Source organism: Bartonella sp. AP65SXKL (assembly GCF_042195725.1).
Lineage (GTDB): Bacteria > Pseudomonadota > Alphaproteobacteria > Rhizobiales > Rhizobiaceae > Bartonella.
Window position 1 is genome coordinate 340,409 of sequence record NZ_JBHIOW010000001.1, and the last position, 21,780, is coordinate 362,188.

Consider the following 21,780-nt stretch of genomic DNA (forward strand, 5'->3'; position numbering starts at 1 on the left):
AAAAGGCTAATCAATTTTATCTTCACCCGCTATTATACTCATCACTGCATTTCCCCTTATGCTCAGTATAGAAGAATAGAATATTTATTTTCATGCATATTGCAAGCTTACTGTAAAAAAACAAAACCTTATAGGGGAATTATAGCGATTCTACTTAAACAGAGGCCTTAGGTTCGTATCACGCGCGCCACCCACAAGATGCATACCGACCATAAAATGAGCAATTTTATAACATATTGAAAAATAAATATAAATTGAGCGGAGACCTTTTTAAAAAAGTCTCCGCTCAATGAGACGTTTTGGCCATTTTGGGCGAAAAAGAGGAAAATACACCCGCGCAAGGCCTCGGCTCTGTTATCAGTCAAAGGCAAAAAACGCCGAAAACTGCGTCTTTTAACCGCTTTACAAAACACTGGAAAGGAGAATGAGAAAAGTTGTAAGGAAATCAATGGTACGGTTGGTGGGATTTGAACCTACGACCTCTGGTGCCACAAACCAGCGCTCTAACCAACTGAGCTACAACCGCATAAAATCAAATGTATCATAACTATTCACGATTTCGTAAACATTTATTCTTTGCTTATGTGACATAAGGAAGATCAACAAAGTTTGCAAGCCCCTTTAAAAAAATCTCGCAATTTTTTGTGAAGAAAAAAGCGTTTTTTACAAAGGAAATTTTGCCCAATGCTCAAGACTATGATCACGATAGCCTTTTATGTTATCAACACCATCTTGGTGCATCATTTGCAAAATCTCTTTCAGAATAGTTATGGCAAGATTTGGACCTTCATAAATCATCCCACTGTATAATTGAATCAAATCTGCACCAGCTTTTACTTTTTCCAAAGCGGTTTCAGCATCCTTTACACCGCCAACGCCGATAATTGCAATCTCCTTCCCTAACTTTTGACGCATTTTTGCAAGCATAATAGTAGAACGCTCAAAGAGTGGACGTCCAGAAAGCCCACCCTCTTCATTACGGAAGTGACTATTGTTAAGACCTTGGCGTGAAAGAGTTGTGTTAGAAACAATGAGTCCATCAAAATCAGAAAGTTTTATTTCTTCAGCAACATCATCTAATTCTTTCTCTGATAAATCAGGAGAAATTTTTAAAAAAATGGGAATGGAGAATCCATGCTTGTTCTCTTGCTCATTTCGCGCTTGCGAAATTGCACTCAACAAAAGATGCAAACTGTCACGGGCCTGTAAATCACGTAAACCTGGTGTATTAGGAGAAGAAATATTAACCGTAAAATAATCAGCAACATCATAAAAATGAGCAATACCAACAGTATAATCATCAATCTTATCGACCGTATCCTTATTGGCTCCAATGTTGACTCCTATAACACCAGTTTTTTTACACGCATGCAATCTATTGTAAACAACTTGATGTCCGTCATTATTAAAGCCCATTCTATTAATAATCGCTTCATCTTCTTTTAAACGAAAAAGCCGTGGTTTAGGATTTCCAATCTGAGGCTTTGGTGTCACTGTCCCAATTTCAGTAAAACCAAATCCTAACCGAAAAATACCATCTACAACCTCTGCATTTTTATCAAACCCCGCTGCAAGACCAATAAAATTTTCAAACTCAAGACCAGCAACAGTTACACACAAACGTTTGTCGATAACCTTTTGACAACCATTTAATCCACTTTTCAGCCCAAGAATCGCTAAACCGTGTGCTTGCTCTGGATCCAACATAAATAAGGCAGAACGGCCAATACAACGAAAAAAACTCATCAATTCTTCTCCACAACATAAAAATGATCCATCGCACCTCACCTCTACCTTTTAACACAAAAGATTTCCAATCAAAGCAAGCATATTATCCAAATAATATTCCCCTTCTAGAAGAAAACTCATCACATAATAGCCATACATGTTTATATTGGTTATATTATGTAAAGAACTTTTTATTCTTAAAAAATGTTTCTCTTTTTCGACATTTTTTAAAGATTAAAATATGAATCCTAATCTTATAAAATTCAGCATGAATTGGAACATCAATGGCTCTTACCATAGTCATGGTTTTATGACGTCTTATGCAGGCACGCTCATAATTTTCTTAAAAATGCAGGCAAATTATCTCTATTCCCAAAGTTCCTTTGTGTAATATTGTTTTCAATAGAAACAAAGCTTGTTCTATAAAGCTATTTTTTCCTAGCATTTATAGGATACATAGTTCATAAAATCATCTAAATTCATACTATTGTTGCACTATTTATGAGCAACAGAATGTTCAATCAATTTGTACTCTATTGATAATCTGCGTTGTTTTCTTTGCCATTTCTGATGTATTAAATACAATTTTGCATCTATTAAGTGCTCTGCCTAACATATATTTTAAGTAATGACAGTTGATTATTGAACTCAAACATCATACCAACGACTTCCAAACCAAAATGATCTTGCAAACCCTAGAGCTCTGCTATTTATAAACTGATACAATCTTCCAGCAGATGAAATGTGTTTCTTCCATCCGAATTATCGCCATTTTAGCTCATGTAACCCAATACAAATAGCTTTTAGATAAGCCATAATGCCCTCCTAATTGCTATTATCGCTTACTAAATTAAGAGGAATTAAATTATAAGTTTTACTCCTGTCTCATCTATCTATTTCTTCTATCAGTGCTGAAATATATTTTTTATTCCTAAATTCTCTTTTTATGACAAAATGTTATGCTAATATATGTACTTCATTTGAAAAGCTTTCTGATAGCTCAACTTTCTACACTACTTATTTTGTGGTATTGTGTAAAAACCTCTCTTTTTAATGTTAACATAAAAATCTTGAGGCAATTATATAAATTAAGCTACAGTTTTCTACTTTCTGTTGAAAAAGCAGATATAGTTTTTATCAAAAAAGCTTTTTTCTAGGAAATATTCTATGTACATTCAAATAGAGCCCTAAAGCTCTTTATTAAACCTTATAAAGTTCTTTGAAAATAATATTAATATCGTAATATAATCCTAAAAATAAAATCTGCCCTTTCCTTTTTCATCAAAAGCGGTAAGTAAATTACCGTATATCGCTTATATAAAGGGGAAAATGCAATGCTTAAAGAATTCAAAGAATTTGCCCTAAAAGGTAATATGATTGATCTTGCTATCGGTGTGATTATAGGGGGTGCTTTTGGTAGCTTGGTCAACTCAATTGTCAATGATATTTTTATGCCAATCATTGGGCTGATTACAGGTGGGATTGATTTTTCTAATATGTTTATTCAACTTGCTGGCGAAAAACAAGCAACATTGAGTGCCGCCAAAGCAGCTGGAGCAACCATTAGCTATGGACACTTTATTACTTTACTTATCAATTTTCTCATTATTGCTTGGGTTCTTTTTTTATTCGTTAAGGCTATGAATAAAATTCGTAGAAAAGAAGAAGAAAGCCCCAAAAAAACGTCTTCAGAAGAACAACTTTTAACAGAAATTAGAGATCTTTTGGCTAAGAAAAAATAATTTTATGCAAGATTTACATCATGGAACACGAGGAAAAAACATTTCCACAGTTGTTCCATGATTGGGTTTTGAGAACAGTAAAAATTGTCCCCCTCTTTCTTCCACCATTGCTTTACACATTGGGAGGCCTAAACCTGTTCCCATAAAAGCGCTATCACCAGATCGTCCATCTTTGCGCTCTACTTGACCATAAGGTTGCAGTGCCTGTATAATCTCTTCTTCGTTCATCCCTATACCATTATCACTCACTGAAATTTTTACACGTTCTTTTCTATAAGAAACGTGAACAATAATCTGTCCACCCAAAGGTGTAAAACGAATAGCATTGGAAAGAAGATTCCATATAATCTGGCGAAACACTTGTTGTGATACAGGAATAAATGGAACGTGAGGTGGAGCAACAATACGCATGATAATGCCGTTCTGATTGGCTTGAGTTTCAAGAAAAGCTATCGTCGCACGTAAACAAGATATTACATCAAATGTTTCAGAAATAAGGGAAGAATCAATCTGGTTATCGGAACCAGAATAATTTATCTTCGAGCACTCTAGTAATTGATTAATCAGCAATAATATATGTTTTCCAGAGGAAATAATATCGCGTAAATATCCATGATAGCGCTCATTTTCTATCGAACCAAAACGGCCTTCTCTCATAATTTCTGCAAAACCAATAAGAGCATTCAAAGGTGTTCGTATTTCATGAACAACTCCAACGATTTTATCCTCTTCTGCTTTTTTTTCTCCTGATGGAACTGTTTGTGTCCTATCACGCAACATAACAGCATAATTGCCTTGCTTTGCCAAAAATACAATCGTTATCAAAACGGTTATATTTTTATGATTTTTTGTCATTAAATCAGCGGTTTCACTGCGATTTAAAACCTGATTTTTTTCCTCCATACGGATTGATTTAAAATACTTTTCAACCAAAAGTCGGCTTTGCAAAGTAAATAATGAAGAGAATGGTTGTCCTCGTAGTTCATTTATTTCATAACCCATTAATGCTAAGGCTGCCCTACTCGCTGATTGAACAAAGCCCTCTTCATCCAACCATAAAACACCATCTGTTGCTGTATCCAACAATGATAAAACTGCAGCGGGCTCTTTTACGAGAGCTTGTTCTATAGCATTTACCGGCAATGTTTGTGCATATGGTAACTGAATAGCTGTTTCTTCAACTAAATTTTCTTCTTTTACCGATGAATTCAATTCATCACGCAATTGCTCTGCAATTTCACGAAAAGCTGAGCGTTCTATCTCCGTAAGACATAGCATTTCTGTTTCTAGCTTTTCATTTCTTTTTTCTTGGACTTTTTTTTGTATTTTTAAAACACCAAAGCCACGAAACCCCTTAAGCTGCTTTTTAACATCAAAAATTGGCAAAGCCGACAATTCAACATCAAGCCATTGTAAGCAACCATCAACAGGCCATTGAACAATCTCTTTACTCCAAGGCATAGCCGCTTCAATAAAACGACTGAGAACCAGATATCGATCATCATTAAATTGATGAGCAAGCTCATGAAAACTACACCCTAAAATAGAAGAAGAGAGAGGACCAACAACTTCAGCTAGCTCTTTTGAGACTTCACAAAACAAACCATTGTGATCGATTTCCCACGTAAAAGGCCGTGGCAAAAGCTCTGGTGTAAAACGAAAAGCTTCTTGCTGACATTTTAATTCATTTGTATTTAACTTTAACTCATCTGCTTTTAATGGCATAACTAAAACTAAAAAGTGTTGAATTTACTCTCAAATGAATAATGCTAATTTGTTTACAATTATCTATTCTGGTTAAAATAACTTGATATCTCATATCAATTGTCTGTAGCAAAATTTTGACTGTTTCATCAACAAAACAAGAATAAAAAGAAGCTTCCAGCTCTTGTTGCTTATTCACCCATTATGTAATAAATCTTGTTACAATAATGGTAACATCTCCCTCGCATAAATAGTACTCAAAAAGAATACACTTATTTTACACATTCATGCGCCTTTTTTGAAAAGATATCTCCCAAGATCCCCAAGCTTATTTTACGACGTCATCTGTAAATGGTGTAATGTAAAAGTCCCTATAGAGGATATCAAGGCATTGTGCATTACCATTTTTATACTTATAAAAGAGCTGGTTAGCACCATCATTATACTAATTTCAGCCCCTAATGTTACCAATAGTTCTCGGCATTTGAAGGCGTTCATAAGCAGCCTTTTTATTTTTTAACTTTTTTACTCCTACATTATTATGATACGCAAGAAAACGGTTTTAATTGTTTCAACAGAAACAGATTTGAAATGAGAAAATCTTACAATGTTTGAGACTTTTATTCACTGTGAATAATGATAAATTACTATAAATCAATATACTGCATTATCAAAATCTCTTTTTCAAATAAAGCTTCTCGTAAGAACATCTTTCTTGAGCCAATAATATCAAATGATAATAAATTCAGCGTGACGCTTTAAAGTATCCTATGCAACAGAACTTGCATATTGGGCATTTTTCTTATGATGCTCTCAATAATCTCCCAAAGATCTTTCTTTCATTAGAATCGCTACAAAAGAAAAAACAAAAAATATGCCACCGCACTATTTTATTAAAAAATTTCTCTGTAAAAAAGAGAACACAAATTATCTGTTTTCATATAAAGATTTGTTTAATTTCTTTATATTCCAGATCATTTAGAAATGTTAAAAACATCTCATAATCTCCTTTGATATCAGCTTGTTTACCTCATCAGAAGTCTTAATACAAAAGATCGCTTTTGCTTTATTACTCTCCATTTAAATTTTTAATATTATATAAAAAAATAAAACAAGCACATTTAAATAATAACTGTCAGATATTTAAAAAATTGCATATTTTTAAATGCGTTTGTTTATTTTCCTTCATTGAGTAAAATTTCACGTTTTCCAACATGATTAGCGGCTCCAACAATGCCTTTTTCTTCCATTCGCTCGACGAGAGAAGCTGCTTTATTATAGCCGATTGAAAGTCGGCGCTGAATATAAGATGTTGAACATTTTTTATCACGCATAACAATTTTTACAGCTTGGTTATAAAGTTCCTCACCCTCTTCATCAAAATTTTCTTCCTCAGAAATTTCAGCAGCTGAATCAGCAGAAGTATCCTCTTTGTTATCGTCTTCATTATCTGTTACCGTTGCTAAATAATCAGGTTTTCCTTGCATTTTAAGATGTGCAACGATGGATTCAACTTCTTCATCTGAGACAAAAGGTCCATGAACGCGCACAATGCGTCCACCACCTGCCATATGAAGCATATCCCCCTGACCTAAAAGCGTTTCAGCACCTTGTTCACCCAAGATCGTACGACTATCAATTTTTGATGTTACTTGAAAAGAAATGCGGGTAGGAAAGTTCGCTTTAATTGTACCTGTGATAACATCAACAGAAGGACGTTGTGTTGCCATAATAAGATGAATACCTGCCGCACGCGCCATTTGCGCTAAGCGCTGAATGGCATTCTCTATCTCTTTCCCTGCCACCATCATAAGATCAGCCATCTCATCAACAATCACAACAATATAAGGAAGCTGCGTGAGATCCATGGCTTCTTCATGATAAAGCATTTCCCCTGTTTCCTTATCAAAACCCGACTGAACAGTACACATGATTGTTTCGCCTTTTTGAGCTGCAAGTGCAACGCGTGCATTAAAACCATCAATATTACGCACACCCAACTTAGCCATTTTGCGATAACGCTCTTCCATTTCACGAACCGCCCATTTTAAAGCTGTTACTGCTTTTTTGGGATCTGTGACAACGGGTGTTAAAAGATGTGGAATGCCATCATAAACAGAAAGCTCTAACATTTTAGGATCAACCATGATCAAACGACATTGCTTTGGTGTCATACGATAAAGAATCGACAAAATCATTGTATTAATTGCAACAGACTTGCCTGATCCTGTTGTTCCTGCAACCAATAAATGAGGCATTTTTGCTAATTCTGCAATGACCGGTTCACCATTAATCCCCTTCCCCAAAGCAAGAGCAAGTTTAAATTCACTTTCACGAAAAGAACGTGTTTGGATTAATTCTCGTAAATAAACGGTTTCACGAACCGCATTGGGTAACTCAATCCCGATAACATTACGTCCAGGAATTACAGCAACGCGTGTAGAAATAGCAGACATAGAACGCGCAATATCATCAGAAAGATTAATAACGCGCGATGACTTTACGCCCGCGGCGGGTTCAAATTCATACATTGTTACCACTGGCCCTGGATGAACATGGATAACTTCACCCTTAATGCCAAAATCTTCCAAAACACTTTCCAAAAGTCCAGCACCACGTTCTAATGTTTCTTGAGGAATCATCGTACCTTCATGAAAAACAGGTTCCTGTAATAAGTTGATCGGAGGAAATTCATAAACATCACAGTCAATAGATTGAATATTTTGCATAAAAGCAGAATCATAATTACCTAATGGCATACGAGTAGATTGCAATGTTTTATTTTTACTGTTTGCTTGCATCACAGAAAAATCTTTTGAATTCTTTGTGACGGCTTTGTTTATACAATCAACAGTATTATTGGCGACAGTATTATTGCTATTTTCAGTCTCTATACTCGCCCCTGCATCGCTTAACGCGCCTGTATTACTTAACGTATGAGCAGAATCTTCAACAGAAAGATTAGAATGACTCTCTTTAGTAGTATCATTATTTGTATGCATTAAATCAGAAATTTTCTCAACACCTCGCATCCTTTCCGCTGGAGATTCTGATGTAATTGAATCATAGAGTTGTGGAAAGCGGTATTCAAGAACACGGTAAAGAGCCGTTATTGACTCATCAAAGGCTGTGGGAATATCTGGTGTAATTTCATTTGTCGTATCAATTGATATTCCATCCTCTTTTGAAGTTTGAGTCTCCACATGTTCAAATATCAAAGATTCACACTCAAAAAATGCATCATCGGAAAGATGCAAAGCAGGTTTTATTTTTTGTAGCACATTTTCCACTTGTAATTTACGTTCTTGTTTATCCTCCTCAAGTGGAATATTTGCTGACGGCATACGAGTAGTTTGACGTGACAACTGCTTCAAAACCGTTGAATGACAAACTGATGTTTTATTCTCTATTGATTGAGGATTAATGACTTTTTTTGTCGAAAGAATATTTGTTGTTTTCTTGTTACAACGTACAATATCTGTATCTGTAATTTTTTTTTGATCTTGCTTCGTAAAAATTTTAAACTGTTTTGCAAAAACTGGATCTGTTTCTATACGACGACGCAAAATCTCAACTTCTGGGGTTCTCGTGAAACGGACGTTTTTTCCGAGGGCAAATGCCTTTTTCCACACTTCCGGATAAGGAAATATCTCAGTAATCTTAACAGATAAATCTTCTCTTGATGCACCTTTTGTACCATCATCAGAAAAAGAAGACGTAGAAATAGATTTTGTTTTCGAATTATGCATGGCACCCAACAAATTTATAGCAATGAGAAAAATAACCTTTTCAAAAAGAATTCGTAGAAACTATCATACGAAGGTTAATAACCTTTTGCTGATGGTTACTTTTTAATGAAAAAAATAGTGCCATAATGCATATTCATAATCTGCCTTTTGCATATTTACGATATAAATTGCCTAGTTTATGGTGTCATAGAGCGCGTATTTCATTTGTTTTGAAGAAAACTTCATGATAAAAAAACTTCAAGAAAATTGTCTATGCCTCTCTTTCTCTCCCTTTTCATAAAAGAAACTAGTCTCAATAATACAATAAGCATTGCTCTATTGAACTCTCCATGCTCAATTATCACGATATAATCTAATTTCTCACGTTTTTATAAGATTATCCTTGTTATCCTCGTTTAAAAAGGCTTAGACTAAGACAATCATAATTACATAAATATAAATAGAAAAAAGGGAGTGAATTATGTTTAATAAACGGAAATTTTATATCAATGGTCTATGGGATGAGCCAAGCACTCCTCACGATTTTGACGTCATTAATCCATCAACAGAGGAGGCTTGTGCTGTCATTAGCCTTGGAAGTACAAAAGATGCCGATAAAGCAATTAATGCAGCTAAAGAAGCCTTTCAAAAATGGAAAACAACATCACCAAATGAGCGTCTTGGATTTGTTGAAAAAATTCTAGAGATCTACGAAAAACGTTCCAAAGACATGGCAAAAACCATTTCAATGGAAATGGGAGCACCAATTGATATGGCGCTTAATGCGCAAACTGCAACCGGAAGTTCCCATATTCGCAATTTTATCGAAGCTTATAAAGAGTTTTCGTTCCAAAAAACTTTAATAAAGGGAAATGAGCAAGCAATCCTTCACTACGATCCTATCGGCGTCGTAGGATTAATTACGCCATGGAATTGGCCCATGAATCAAGTAACTCTTAAAGTTATTCCTGCTCTCTTGGCTGGCTGTACCATGGTGTTAAAGCCCTCTGAAATTGCGCCTCTTTCTGCTATGCTTTTTGCTGAATTTTTAGATGAAGCCGCACTTCCAGCCGGTGTTTTTAATTTAATCAATGGTGATGGTGCGACTGTTGGCTCTTACCTCTCTGCACATCCTGATTTAGAAATGATCAGCTTTACTGGTTCAACTAGAGCAGGAAAAGATATTTCTAAAAATGCCAGTGCTACTTTAAAAAGAGTCTGTCTGGAACTTGGGGGAAAAGGAGCGAATATTATCTTTGCTGATGCCGACTCAGATGCTGTTCAACGTGGTGCACGACATTGCTTTTATAATAGTGGACAAAGTTGTAATGCACCAACTCGTATGCTTGTGGAACAGAGCATCTATGACAAAGCCGTGAAAATAGCCAAAGATATTGCAGAAACAACAAAAGTAGGACCAAACTGCCAAGAAGGAAATCATATTGGGCCCGTTGTTTCAAAAAAACAATATGATAAAATTCAAGATCTTATCCAATCGGGAATTGATGAAGGTGCAACTCTTGTTGCAGGCGGGACTGGTTTACCAAAAGGAATGGAACGCGGTTATTATGTCCGTCCAACAGTCTTTGCTGATGTAAAACCTCATATGCGTATTTTTAAAGAAGAAATCTTTGGTCCAGTTCTCTCGATTCTTTCTTTTAGTACAGAAGAAGAAGCCATCGCTTTAGCGAATGAGACTGAGTATGGTCTTACAAACTATATTCAATCGCAAGATCGCAACAAATGTCGTCGTATTGCGGCACAAGTACGCTCTGGTATGGTAGAAGTTAATGGATATGGATTACCCAGTGGAAGCTACTTTGGAGGTGTAAAATTTTCTGGGCGCGCTCGTGAAGGAGGACATTGGGGAATTAAAGAATTTCTCGATAGTAAAGCAATTTCGTACTGGTAAAATCTTATTAAAAACTTAATAGGAATCGTATGGTAATACAGAAAATAACGGATGAAGGTGCTCTTGGGCAACGTCTTGATCAGTGGCTCGCAAAACAATATCATGATGTGCTCTCACGTTCGCGTTTGCAAACTCTCATCCGTGAAGGCTGTCTTAAAATTGATGGTCAATTCATAAAGGAACCCAAAATAAAATTAAAACCTAACCAAATAATTGAATTGGAAATGCCGGACCTTCGTGATGCAGAACCTAGCGCTGAAGCCATTGCATTGGACATTCTTTTTGAAGATGATCATGTCATTGTTATTAACAAACCAGCCGGTCTTGTTGTTCATCCTGGGAATGGCAATTGGACCGGTACATTGGTTAATGCCCTTATTTACCACTGTGGGAATAGTTTATCTGGTATAGGTGGTGTTAAACGCCCTGGTATTGTCCATCGTCTTGATAAAAATACAAGCGGTGTCATGGTTGTTGCAAAAAATGATCTAGCTCATAAAAGTCTCAGTGCTCAATTTTCTGATCATGGACGTACCTGCGCATTAGATCGACGCTACCATGCCTTGATTTGGGGAACACCTCAGCGCAATGTCTGGACAATTGATGCATCACTTGGCCGTTCGCCCCATAACCGGACAAAGCAAGCTGTCATCCATAACCAAAACCCTTATGCTCGTCATGCTGTTACACATGTTTCTCTGCTTGAAAAATATGGCTCTCATGCAGACTCAACATCTTTTGCTAGCCTTCTGGAATGTCGCTTGGAAACTGGACGCACCCATCAAATCCGTGTTCATATGACTCATATTGGGCATCCACTCATAGGCGATACAGTTTATGGAAACGCTTTTAAAACAAAATCAAACACATTCAACTCCACTATTAGAAATGCAATCGATCAATTCAACCGACATGCACTCCATGCTGCAAGTCTTACTTTTGAACATCCTTCTACCGGTAAAGTTATGTCGTTTTCCGCACCACTGCCTCAAGATATGGCTAAACTTATTAAACTTTTTAAAAAAATGAATTGAAACTTTTCCCCTTCTCAAGATTTCACAATAAAATATCTTTTTTTGAACAAAATTGAAAAATATGCTAGAGTGAGGTTATGAGGATAGTTAGCTATCTAAAACATAGAATTTGCCTTATCAGGGAATTCAAACAAAAGGAGGGTGCTATATGGCCCATATGAATTTATTATCAGTAATGACAGGTGATGGTGGTTTAAACCGTTACTTGGAAGAAGTGCGTCGTTTTCCAATGCTTGAGCCAAAAGAAGAATATATGTTAGCTCAGCGTTACCGTGAGCATAATGATCTAAAAGCTGCGCATAGGCTAGTAACCAGCCATTTGCGTCTCGTAGCTAAAATCGCGATGGGATATCGGGGCTACGGACTTCCCATTGGGGAAGTCATTTCAGAAGGCAATGTTGGACTCATGCAAGCTGTTAAACGTTTCGAACCAGAGCGGGGTTTTCGTCTTGCAACCTATGCAATATGGTGGATTAAAGCATCAATCCAAGAATATGTATTGCGCTCTTGGAGTTTGGTGAAAATGGGGACAACAGCTAATCAAAAGCGTTTGTTTTTCAACCTTCGTAAGTTAAAAAGTAAACTTCAAGCACTTGATAGTGGCGATCTCAATGCAGAACAAGTGAAAAAAATTGCAATCCAGTTGAATGTCACAGAAGATGAAGTTGTATCAATGAATCGTAGGCTTGGTGGTGACACTTCACTCAACGCACCAATTCGAACAAAAGAAGGGGAAAACAGTGAGTTGCAAGATTGGTTGGTGGATGAATCTAACGATCAAGAACAAATTTTAATTGAAAAAAGTGAATTAGAAAATCGCCGTTCCATGCTCATAAATGCCATGGACAATCTCAATGAACGCGAAAAGCGTATATTTAAAGCGCGTCGTTTAAACGATGTACCACTAACCCTAGAAGAACTCTCTGGTGAATTTAATATTAGTCGAGAACGAGTAAGACAAATTGAAATGCGTGCATTTGAAAAAGTGCAAAACTCTATCAAAGATTCTACTTTATCTCAAAGTCAAGTATAAAACCTAGAGTTAAGTATAAAGCCAATGGTTTGCACATTCTTTAAATGTGAAAATGAAAAAAAGCATGCCTTGGCTTTATACTTGTAAATTAGCCTATAGAATTCTTTAAGTTATTGATATGTAAAGCTTTATTGAATATATTTGGTATATAATTGATAAAGACGGTCGTAGAAAATTCTTCACAGCCGTTTATTTTTTTGCATCTATGTTTTATTTTGTTGACCAAGAACTGTTAACTTATCTTGTTGTGCAAGCCATTGTCCAATAACTTCATTAAAAATAGACTTACCTGTTGGTCCTTTTGCAAAGGTTAATTCACTTATACGCCCGTTTTTATCCGTTAACACCAAACGCATCCAATCTAATTCTCGCATCAATTGTAAATTTCGATCAAGAAATGGATGATTTCCACTCAATGCGACAAGAAAAAAGTCATCGTTAATCTTTGCAGCAATGGTTCTTGTTAAAGCCTGTCCAATGGATTGTTCACTTGCTTTAAAGGTTAATGCTTGAACATTGCTTATAGCTTTACCTGAAAATTTATCCGAAAGAATAAAAATAAGGTCCATAATATATGAAGCAGGAAATGACTGATCGGTATTACGACGTAAAATTAACCGTAATGAGATCCCTTCATCAGGAATTGTTATATCACCTTGTATAGTTGTTTCTTCTGGAGACCCCTTCACTTGAGACTCTTTTATAAGTGTCCAGCGAGCACTTCCCGTTGCTATCTTTTCTGCATCATAATTTGTACGTGCTTGATAGAAAACAGCTTCACCTGATGTTTCAAGCGATTGCAAATTGCTATCAACAACTGTTGAGAATACTTCTTCATCCGAAGAATCTATCGCTTGTTTTAAACCAACATCAATTTCACTTCCATCCTCTAATAAGCGTTGTGTTAACTTTCTCTTAATTGGAAATGCCTTTGGTACTCTGTGAGAAGCTTGAAGATTTTCTTCTAAAAACTGATGATCATTTGATACAAATACACGCTCACCAACAAAAAAAATACCAACAAGTAAAACAACAAAACTAACAACAGAAACAGCACTTATCACAATACGCCTTTGCACTAACGATTTATTAGCACGACGTAAAGCCTGAGAAAAAATGTGCGAAACAATATGCGGATTATCTTCCTGCGAAGGAGAAATCTTTAACACACTGCTATTAACATGCTGAGAAGGCACATCAGCCTCCATATTAACAGGCTCTGCATCTGGTATATCTGATACACAAAGCTCAACAAATACCTTGTTATCCTTTGAACGTGTAACAAAATCTTGCTTTCTTTTTATGTTTACCTCTGACAATTCATTATTCTTTGGTAATATAGTTTTTTTTGTATATTTCTTATCTTCATTTATATTTGTGGGATTCCAACCAATAACTGAAGAAAGCCGTTTCTTTTCAACTGCTAAATATTCTCCTTCAACAGTTGCAATAGAACTTTGAAGAATCTTTCTTTGTTCATCCGCTATTGCTTGTGGTATTTTTGCTGTTACAAATTGATGTTCTAGTGTTTCGGTAGCCCGCTTATAAATCCGCTTACGCACTTGTGGTGTAATATTATTTTGTGCATTAATTGTCTTTTTTAAGATTCCAACGAAATCTACCATTTCCTCTATAATCTCTCTTAAACTGAGAAAAAATCAATAGTAAAGCCAAAAAACTTTATTTTAGCCTTCTAAATTGGTTGCCATTTAATATTGGTACAACTATTGCAATAATGTAAAATGAATATGAAAAATAAACAATGCTATTTTGCACCTTTCTTTTACGTGCTCTTAAAAACTTTTTTTGTAAAAAGATACAAAAACGAACAGAGAACATATATAGAAATCTAAAAACAATAATCAATTAACAAAGGGATCCGTAATAAGAATAGTATCTTCACGCTCTGGACTTGTGGATAATAAAGCCACTTTTGTATTAATCAGTTCTTCAATATAGCGTATATATTTAATAGCCTGCACTGGTAAATCTTCCCACCTCAATGCATGTGCTGTTTCTTCCTTCCAACCTTCTAATGTTGCATAAATAGGCTTCACCCGATCCTGAGCTCCCATGGAAGAAGGTAAATAATCAATCCTTTTACCATCAAGCTCATAACCAATACAAATTTTTATTTCATCCAAACCATCTAAAACATCAAGTTTTGTCAATGCTATACCTTGAACACCGCAAATTGTTACCATCTGACGTACTAAGACAGCATCAAACCAACCACATCGACGCTTTCGACCCGTTACAACACCAAATTCATGTCCACGCACTCCCAGAAATTCACCAATATCATTTATCTGCTCTGTCGGGAACGGCCCTTCTCCAACGCGTGTAGTATAAGCTTTTGCAATACCCAAAACATAATGGATTGCATCAGGTCCCATCCCCGAACCTGTACATGCTTGCCCAGCAACTGTATTAGATGACGTTACATAAGGATAAGTTCCAAAATCATTATCTAATAAAGCACCTTGCGCACCTTCAAAAAGAATGTGTTTCCCTCCTCGATAACCTTCATCTAAAAGACGCCACGTACAATCCATAAAGGGCAAAATTTTATCCGCAACTTGCATCAATTCATCATAAAGTGCTCGAGAATCAATCTCTGCAACACCCATCCCACGACGCAAAGCATTATGATGCCTCAAAAGCCGCTCAATCTTAGCCATAAGTGTATCTTTTTCTGCTAAATCCATCACTCGGATAGCACGACGTCCCACCTTATCTTCATAAGCCGGTCCAATACCGCGCTTTGTTGTACCAATCTTTAAACCAGATAAACCGCTTTCTCGAATTGCATCAAGATCACGATGCAAAGAAAGAATCAAAGGAGCATTTTCAGCAATACGCAAAATTTCTGGTGTGATTTTTACACCCTGATTACATAGTTTTTTTACTTCTGCAACAAAATGATGAGGGTCAACAACAACACCATTACCAATAATTGATAACTTGCCACGCACTAAACCAGACGGTAAAAGTGATAATTTATAACTGACTCCATCAACAACCAATGTATGGCCAGCATTATGCCCCCCCTGATATCTCACCACGATATCTGCTCGCTCAGACAACCAATCTACAATTTTACCTTTGCCTTCATCACCCCATTGTGTACCGACAACAACTACATTGGCCATAACTTTCTCCGTCGTGTTTGGTCAAAAAAACCAGCATTCAAAAACAAACTCTTCTTTATAACGAAACCTTAGAGCAAGTGCGACTCCTCATTTCAGATTTTTCTCAATCTTCAAGTGATTAAATTTTCAAATTTATGATAATAAAGATAAGCAAATACCCAAATATTTTAAATCTGTCATTTTCGCTACAAAAAGTAAAAACATTAGAGATTTTAATTTGTGCGTATCCAACACCTGACAAAGCATTCATTCCCCGTCTTAATCTTTTACAATTCATGTAATATTTAGAGGCTGTTTGTCTGATACAAGAATACGAAAGATCATCATAATCTCTCGTATCCTTTTTTGTTTAAAAACACGTTGTGAAAATCAACAGTAATTATTTAAAGCTGTGCTTTTTCAACTTGGAACGCCCACTCAAGCCATTGTGTTAAAATTTCAAGATCGGAAGCCTCAATTGTTATACCCGCCCAAATTCGAAGCCCAGGAGGAGCATCGCGATACGAACCGATATCATAAGCAACCCCTTCCTCATCAAGACGCTTCACAACCGCTTTTATAAAAGATACTCGCTTTTCCGTATCCAAAGCAGTAATCACTGGATCCACAATATCTAAACAAATAGCGGTGTTAGAACGCACTTCAGGATCTTTTGCCAAATATTCTAACCATGGCGTTTTGCGAACAAAAGCATCAAGTACAGAAAAATTTTTCTCAACCCTTGCTCTTAATGCCGCTGCACCTCCTAGAGATTTTGCCCACTTCAACCCATCAAGAAAATCCTCAACACAAAGCATAGAAGGTGTATTGATGATCTTTCCTTTAAAAATATCTTCGTTCAATTTTCCATTTTTTGTCATATAGAAAAGTTGGGGCATAGGCCAAGCTGGAACATGATTCTCAAGCCTCTCAACAGCACGAGGACTTAAAATCACCATACCATGTGCAGCCTCACCTCCCAAAACTTTCTGCCATGAAAAAGTAACAACATCTAATTTTGAAAAATCAAGATATTGCGCAAAAGCTGCCGATGTTGCATCACAAATGGTCAATCCAGCCCGCTTATGCGGAATGAAATCCGCATTAGGAATACGCACACCAGAAGTTGTCCCATTCCATGTAAAAACAACATCCCGATCAAAGTCAAGTTGTGTTAAATCTGGTATTTCACCATAAGGAGCTTCAAAACGACGCACATCAGAAAGCTTTAATTGCTCGACAACATCTTTATTCCACCCAAACCCAAAACTTTCCCACGCTGCCATATCAATGCCACGCTCACCTAATAGAGACCATAGAGCAGCCTCAACAGCACCGGTATCTGATCCTGGCATAATTCCTATACGATGATCAGAAGGAACCTCAAGAATCTCACGGGTTAAATTAACAACTTCAGCAAGTTTTAATTCTGCTTCTCTAGATCTATGTGAACGCCCAACTAATGCATTTTTAAGAACATCAAGAGTCCAACCAGGCCGTTTGCTACAAGGGCCTGAAGAAAAATTAGTATTATTGGGACGATTACTTGGTTTTTGTAACATTATCATTATTTCTCCCCTTTTAGATGTTTTTCTTTCTTTATAAAGAAAAACAAATTATTATAAAGACTAATCAATAATCTTTTTAGAAAAAAGTCAAAAATGTTGTCTCTTATTTCGTATGCTTAAAATTTAGGGAAACTTTATAAAAAAATCTTTCTTAATCATTCTTCTCGATTGATTCTTTTAATTTTTTTTCGTATCACCACCACGATAAGACAGCATTCTAATAACAATACACTAAAGTGTCCAATATACCTATCAAATTTATTTTATGATAAAGATTCATTGATAACGCTCTAGAATAGGGAGATAAACTTATTAAAAAATCAATTATTTTTCTTTTGATGACTGGACAGAGAAAATTTTAATGTTATAACCGCAAACGCTTTATGTTTTTTTGAAGCATGCCCAGATAGCTCAGTTGGTAGAGCAGCGGACTGAAAATCCGCGTGTCCGTGGTTCGAATCCGCGTCTGGGCACCACTTTTTGTGTTTAAAATATTGAAATATATAGTTTTTTTCTTTAAATAGCTATTTTCAGACCACCTTTTAGACCACCTTCTACAGTTTATATAATTTTACCTAATTTGTTCTTATTTGCTCCTTATTTTTCTTTGGAGTGAAGTCTAAGATCTCTTTTTTCTCCATCTCACTGCTCTTCCCAGCTTATAAGGTTGGGGAAACTCTCCTTGAAGCAACCAATTGCGAATCGTTGTTGTAGATACACTAAAAGCTGTGCACACTCACGTGTCGTTACATATCTATCTCCATCATCAAATATCATCTCATTACCTTTCTCTTTTTTATATTAATTAAATGGGTGGGAGTGCTGGGAGGAGAGAGCACCCCCATAGGTTTAAGCAGCTTTTGCCAAAATCTTTTGCATCTCTTGTTCTATTTCCCCTAAAAAGATTTCGACCGCTTTATTGATCTCTTCAATGTGTTTCTCATCACGGAGGACGCGTTTGATTTTCATTCTCAAACCAGTAGATTTGCCTACAAAGTTTGGATTATAGCTCATGAAATCACACCATTTTCGTCCAGTGCATGCCATTTGGAATTGCATCTGTGCGATATATTCAGGCTTGATTTCGTCATAAATAAAAAAACGAAGATGCGTGGTTGATTGTGGACATTTGACTTCGATTAAACCGTCCTCTCCAATAAACCCATCAGGACTAGCCCCCGCCATTTCCATTTTTGGGTGTGGGATAAACCCGCATCTTATGACATTGGTGTCATAAATGAATTCATATTCTCTCAAGGCATTCTCTTCATGTTCAATGCCCCATTGCATAGCAGGTGTTGTATAAGATTGGCTTATTTCCCCTATTAAGCGTTCTGTCATGAGTTTCGTTTTGTAATCTTCATATTTGCTTGTAGGCAAACCTTTTGCTGTCTTACTGAGTACGTTGTAAACGTTTGAAGCAGTGACTTTACCTAAGCGCGCTTGAAACCATTCTGCTGTTCTTTGTTCCATCTCACACCGCCGTTCCCTGTTCGTGTGGCGTTGCTATATCGGCATCTTGTATAGGTGCATCTAATTGCTTTTGTTGTGCTTTATTCATTTGCTTTCGTTGCTTTTTTTTCAAAGAAAACAAAGCGGTTTGTGCTTGTTTATAAGACATATCTGTTAGATTTTTTACTCCTATGAAAGAGAGAAGCCTACTTTCTTCAGATTGTGTTTTTTTAATTAATTCTTTGATTTTATTCATCTGTTCAGGAGAGATACCCGCAAGAAGCGTTATTCCATCTGTATCGTCTTCTTTTCTTGCAACATTAAGAAGCATGCCTAAGAGATATCTACGTGCGTAGGTGAGAGTAGAACAAACCGCTTGTATGTTATTTTTGCTCCCTGTAGCGTCAAAAGGAAATGTTCCTTCTGTTGATATTTCATTGCCTGATATATGCTTTAAAGTCATTTCTACAGTTATGTCATTTGAACTCTGGTCTTTGATACGAGAGAACAAGGCAAAGTGATGTTTTGCAAGAGGTTCTTTGATAGCATCAATATATTTATCAAGCGTTGTATAGAGCTTTTAGTATGTGTATTAATGGCGTTTTGTTCGATATTTTTGTATTCCATTTGCATAGCCGAAAGATCACGGACAAAATTTTGGCGCTCTTGTCGTTTTATCTCCTTTTCTCGCAATTCGAGAAGGCTCTTGAGACGTTCCAGATCAACATCATTTTCTAAAGCTCTTTCTAAAATAAGCTCCATAGCTGTAGGTTTGATTTCACAATCGTTCGTTTTTTTCACTAATTCCGTTTGTGTGGTACTTAGTTCACTCATCTTGATTTCCTCCACTGCGCGCAATTTCCCCGTGGCGTGAATCACGCTTGTGTTTAAAAATATTGTTTGGTTGTTAGAAACGGCTTATAGAGATACTATAAGATTAGTAGTTCGTATTTTTTTCCATGGTTTATTGCCTCTCGCCCGTTGTGATGATTTCATCATTGATGATCTCTGCGTTTCCATGAATAAATGCATAACCATAAATTTTGGCATTTCCCCCAACTTTTGCTCTGATGGAAATCAATGGACTGTCATAAATTTTAGCATTTCCATTAATAAATGCACCACCGGAAACTTGTGCATTTTCGTAGATTTGTGCATTGGCAAAAACACATGCATTTTCGTAAATATCAGCAATGTTATCAATATAAGCATCACCAAAAACTTTGGCATAACCATAGACTTTTGCATCATCGCCTACCCAGCAATTGCCATCATGACTTAGATTGTCTTCATTCTCTATAAAGCCGCCAAGATCACCTTTCTTGACATCCCCCAAATCTCTCAATGCACGAATGCGGCGGAGTGTTTTGTCATTAACTTCAGTTTTTTCATCAGTCAGTTCGTATTTTTTTTCCATGATTTTTGCCCCTACCTTAAGATAGCATCACTTCCATAAAATGCTGTTTTGCCAGCTACTATGGCATTACCACCAACTTTTGCGTTATTATAAACTTCGGCATCATCATAAACCCATGCCTCACCACCAATCCAGCAATTGTTATCATGGCTAAGATTTCTTTCACTCTCTACCCAGCCACCAAGATCACCTTTTTTAACATCTCCAAAGTCTTTTAATGCACGGATACGGCAAAGCGTTATTCTATCAACTTTAATTGTCTCATCAGTCAGTTCGTATTTCTTTTTTATCATAATAACCTCCTCTTAATGCATGCTTTGTCTTTTAAGCTCTTGAGACAGCACACCAATTCCTTTTGCTGTGATTTTTGCGCAAAGGAATAACCTTTTCTATTCCACTTGCGGTTTGAAGTGTGATAGTTGGACAATCCATAAGTTTCTTTTGGATTTTGTCTTGATGAGAAAGCAAATTTCCACCTGCTGCTCGTCTGTAAACCCAACCTTTTTTCTGTAAGAAGAGAATGAACTGTTTTGATTGCATCTCGAGTATTTTAGCAGCTTCTGTAAGACCGAAGAGTCCATTATGACGCTGTAAGCTTTCAAGAGCCATTGCCTTTGGTTTAAGGGTATTCACTTCGCTTTTTAAGGTCTCTAATTGTGTGACGCTTTCTAAAAGCAGTTTTTCACAAAGAGAGGGTCTTCTAAAGCGTTTGCAAGGTCTAAAGGTTTCTTTGCACGCCGTTCACATTCAATAAAATATTGACGGGCTTGTTTACCTTTTTCATTACGCTCTACCATGGAAAGTTCTTTTGCCATTTCCAAAGTGAGATGGTAATTAATTGCGATAACAGCTCTAGATTTTGCGCTCGCCAAATTTGGTGACCGCAAATCTTGTGTTTTTATAAAATCTTGTCCTTCTATAAAATTGTATCTGGTAATACGGTCCTTAATCCAATTGGAAAAGTCACGTTTTGCCTCTAAGAATGTATGCAGATCACGTGCATTTACTGTCTGAACAATTTCCTTATCAATGGCTTGTTCTTTAATCTCTATGAGAGTATTCATGATGAACTCCTTTCAAAAAGTTCATATTTTTCAGATGTTACAATAAGGCTTTTCATCATCACTTCCTAAATTAATGAAAACACAAGTTTTGGCATAATATTCTGCCATAGTTTCTATGGCGCTCTGCTTTAGCGATTTTCCTTGCTGCGTAAATTTTGAAGTAATGATTATCGGTTTTATCTGTTTCTATTTCAGATTTTGGACAAATCTTCTGTCTGTTCCATTCTTGTTTTGTAAAAACAAAATCCACGCCTTCTTTTAGATCAA

General features: G+C 36.3%; 13 protein-coding genes, 2 tRNA genes and 4 pseudogenes. 5 read left to right on the forward strand and 14 right to left on the reverse strand.

From position 1 onward, the window contains the following. Positions 1-449 precede the first annotated feature (449 nt). Positions 450-526, reverse strand: a tRNA-His gene (locus tag ACFIMP_RS01380). Between the two features lie 137 nt (positions 527-663). Next, positions 664-1,746, reverse strand: a complete 1,083-nt coding sequence (locus tag ACFIMP_RS01385; protein ID WP_375685913.1) for a quinone-dependent dihydroorotate dehydrogenase — start codon at positions 1,744-1,746, stop codon at positions 664-666. Positions 1,747-3,062: 1,316 nt separating this feature from the next. On the opposite strand from ACFIMP_RS01385, the gene mscL reads away from it, so the two are divergent. Then, on the forward strand, positions 3,063-3,470 hold the full coding sequence (gene mscL, locus ACFIMP_RS01390; protein ID WP_026500234.1) for a large conductance mechanosensitive channel protein MscL: 408 nt from the start codon (positions 3,063-3,065) through the stop codon (positions 3,468-3,470). An 18-nt stretch (positions 3,471-3,488) separates the two neighbouring features. On the opposite strand, the gene ACFIMP_RS01395 is transcribed toward mscL, so the two are convergent. After that, entirely contained in the window at positions 3,489-5,195 is a 1,707-nt protein-coding gene (locus ACFIMP_RS01395) for a PAS domain-containing sensor histidine kinase (RefSeq protein WP_375652351.1), read from the reverse strand. Positions 5,196-6,349: 1,154 nt separating this feature from the next. Next, positions 6,350-8,923, reverse strand: a complete 2,574-nt coding sequence (locus ACFIMP_RS01400; protein WP_375613712.1) for a DNA translocase FtsK — start codon at positions 8,921-8,923, stop codon at positions 6,350-6,352. 460 nt (positions 8,924-9,383) lie between these two features. Here ACFIMP_RS01400 and ACFIMP_RS01405 point away from each other — a divergent pair, with 460 nt between their 5' ends. The 3 genes from ACFIMP_RS01405 (at position 9,384) to rpoH (ending at position 12,881) form a co-directional block, all read left to right on the forward strand. After that, positions 9,384-10,814, forward strand: a complete 1,431-nt coding sequence (locus tag ACFIMP_RS01405) for an aldehyde dehydrogenase family protein (protein ID WP_375685914.1) — start codon at positions 9,384-9,386, stop codon at positions 10,812-10,814. 29 nt (positions 10,815-10,843) lie between these two features. Next, entirely contained in the window at positions 10,844-11,848 is a 1,005-nt protein-coding gene (locus ACFIMP_RS01410) for an RluA family pseudouridine synthase (protein ID WP_375613714.1), read from the forward strand. Positions 11,849-11,996: 148 nt separating this feature from the next. Further along, positions 11,997-12,881 carry an RNA polymerase sigma factor RpoH gene (gene rpoH, locus ACFIMP_RS01415; protein ID WP_273790355.1) on the forward strand — a complete coding sequence of 295 codons (885 nt, stop codon included), beginning with the start codon at positions 11,997-11,999 and terminating at the stop codon, positions 12,879-12,881. A 203-nt stretch (positions 12,882-13,084) separates the two neighbouring features. On the opposite strand, the gene ACFIMP_RS01420 is transcribed toward rpoH, so the two are convergent. The 3 genes from ACFIMP_RS01420 to ACFIMP_RS01430 form a co-directional block, all read right to left on the reverse strand. Beyond that, on the reverse strand, positions 13,085-14,506 hold the full coding sequence (locus ACFIMP_RS01420) for a hypothetical protein (RefSeq protein ID WP_375613715.1): 1,422 nt from the start codon (positions 14,504-14,506) through the stop codon (positions 13,085-13,087). Positions 14,507-14,743: 237 nt separating this feature from the next. After that, complete coding sequence (locus ACFIMP_RS01425; protein WP_375613716.1) at positions 14,744-16,033, reverse strand: adenylosuccinate synthase; 1,290 nt, start codon at positions 16,031-16,033, stop codon at positions 14,744-14,746. Between the two features lie 383 nt (positions 16,034-16,416). Continuing rightward, positions 16,417-17,580: a phosphoserine transaminase gene (locus ACFIMP_RS01430; protein ID WP_375613717.1), complete on the reverse strand. Its 1,164-nt coding sequence runs from the start codon at positions 17,578-17,580 to the stop codon at positions 16,417-16,419. Positions 17,581-17,980: 400 nt separating this feature from the next. Here ACFIMP_RS01430 and ACFIMP_RS01435 point away from each other — a divergent pair. After that, positions 17,981-18,056, forward strand: a tRNA-Phe gene (locus tag ACFIMP_RS01435). A 99-nt stretch (positions 18,057-18,155) separates the two neighbouring features. Here the strand turns inward: ACFIMP_RS01435 and ACFIMP_RS01440 are convergent. From ACFIMP_RS01440 to ACFIMP_RS01470, 7 genes and pseudogenes are all read right to left on the reverse strand, one after another. Continuing rightward, positions 18,156-18,357, reverse strand: a pseudogene (locus ACFIMP_RS01440) (helix-turn-helix transcriptional regulator). 72 nt (positions 18,358-18,429) lie between these two features. Next, on the reverse strand, positions 18,430-19,053 hold the full coding sequence (locus ACFIMP_RS01445) for a lambda exonuclease family protein (RefSeq protein ID WP_375685915.1): 624 nt from the start codon (positions 19,051-19,053) through the stop codon (positions 18,430-18,432). A 1-nt stretch (position 19,054) separates the two neighbouring features. After that, positions 19,055-19,866 (reverse strand): annotated as a pseudogene (locus ACFIMP_RS01450) (ERF family protein). 130 nt (positions 19,867-19,996) lie between these two features. Beyond that, entirely contained in the window at positions 19,997-20,449 is a 453-nt protein-coding gene (locus ACFIMP_RS01455; RefSeq protein WP_375652354.1) for a hypothetical protein, read from the reverse strand. An 11-nt stretch (positions 20,450-20,460) separates the two neighbouring features. Then, positions 20,461-20,742, reverse strand: a complete 282-nt coding sequence (locus tag ACFIMP_RS01460; RefSeq protein WP_375652355.1) for a hypothetical protein — start codon at positions 20,740-20,742, stop codon at positions 20,461-20,463. 12 nt (positions 20,743-20,754) lie between these two features. After that, positions 20,755-21,513, reverse strand: a pseudogene (locus ACFIMP_RS01465) (antA/AntB antirepressor family protein). Between the two features lie 70 nt (positions 21,514-21,583). After that, positions 21,584-21,780: pseudogene (locus tag ACFIMP_RS01470) on the reverse strand (antA/AntB antirepressor family protein); the annotation flags it as partial.